Here is a 1341-nt window from a genome sequence, read left to right on the forward strand (position 1 = left end):
GTGTCCAGTCTCAGGACATCCGCGACAGGTGTCTCAAGACATCGGCGACACCCTGTCTCGGGTCATCGGCGACAGGGTGTGGTGCTGAGCATGCTCAGCCATGTCAAAGGCGCGACTGGTCATCACGGCCCTGCTCACCGAAGGTCAGACCGTGTCCGAGGTGGCCGCGAGGTACGGGGTGCATCGCTCCTGGGTGTACCGCCTCAAGGCCCGCTACGAGCAGGAGGGCGAGGCAGCGTTCGAGCCCAGGTCGCGCCGCCCGCTGACCAGCCCGACCGCCGTCGCGGACACGACCGTCGAGCTGGTCCTGCGGCTGCGCAAGGACCTGACCGACGCGGGCCTGGACGCCGGCGCTGACACGCTGTGCTGGCACCTGCGCCACCACCACCAGGTCGTGATCTCGCGCGCCACGGCCCACCGCATCCTGGTGCGCCACGCCACCGTCACACCAGACCCGTCCAAGCGACCCAAGTCCTCCTACATCCGGTTCGAGGCCGGGCAGCCGAACGAGACTTGGCAGTCCGACTTCACCCACTACCGCCTCACCCGCACCGACGGCAGCCCCGGAGTGGACGTCGAGATCCTCACCTGGCTTGATGACCATTCCCGCTACGCCCTGCACGTGAGCGCCCACCCCCGCATCACCGGCCCGATCGTGCTGGCGACCTTCACCGCCGCCGCGGCCGAGCACGGCTACCCCGCCTCGACCCTGACCGACAACGGCATGGTGTACACCGTCCGGTTCGCCGGCGGCCGCGGCGGCCGCACCAGCCTCGAGGTCGAGCTGCGCCAGCTCGGGATCACCCAGAAGAACTCCCGCCCGAACCACCCCACCACCTGCGGGAAGGTCGAACGCTTCCAGCAGACCCTGAAGAAATGGCTGCGCGCGCAACCCCACCAGCCCGCCACCGTCGCCGATCTGCAACGGATGCTCGACACCTTCATCGCCGAGTACAACCACCGCCGCCCGCACCGTTCACTCCAGCACCAGGCCACCCCGCACGCCGCCTACACCGCACGACCCAAAGCCGGCCCCGGCGACCGCCGCAGCGACACCCACGACCGCGTCCGGACCGACCGCGTGTCCAAGACCGGCAACCTCACCCTGCGCCACAACGGCCGCCTGCACCACATCGGCATCGGCCGGACCCACGCCGGAACCTACGTCCGGCTCCTGGTCCAAGACCTCGACATCACCATCGTCGACACCGCCACCGGCGAAATCATCCGCGAGCTGACCCTTGACCCCAGCCGCGACTACCAGCCACAACACCCCAGGAAAAACAACAGTGGCCCTACGTTTCCGTAGGGCCACTGTCGCCGATGTCTTGCGACATCACA

Annotated in this window: 1 protein-coding gene; it reads left to right on the forward strand. The window is 68.5% G+C overall.

Going from position 1 to position 1341, the window contains the following annotated elements; genetic code table 11:
* Positions 1–100: 100 nt before the first annotated feature.
* Entirely contained in the window at positions 101–1309 is a 1209-nt protein-coding gene (locus ABD297_RS23535) for an IS481 family transposase (RefSeq protein WP_344257590.1), read from the forward strand.
* The last annotated feature ends 32 nt before the right edge of the window (positions 1310–1341 follow it).

This window comes from Terrabacter carboxydivorans, from assembly GCF_039532035.1.
Classification (GTDB): Bacteria; Actinomycetota; Actinomycetes; order Actinomycetales; family Dermatophilaceae; genus Terrabacter; species Terrabacter carboxydivorans.

Bases quoted from the DNA above. Each gene is read 5' to 3' on its own strand.
- ABD297_RS23535 (WP_344257590.1), top strand. From the start codon at position 101: ATGTCAAAGGCGCGACTGGTCATCACGGCCCTGCTCACCGAAGGTCAG.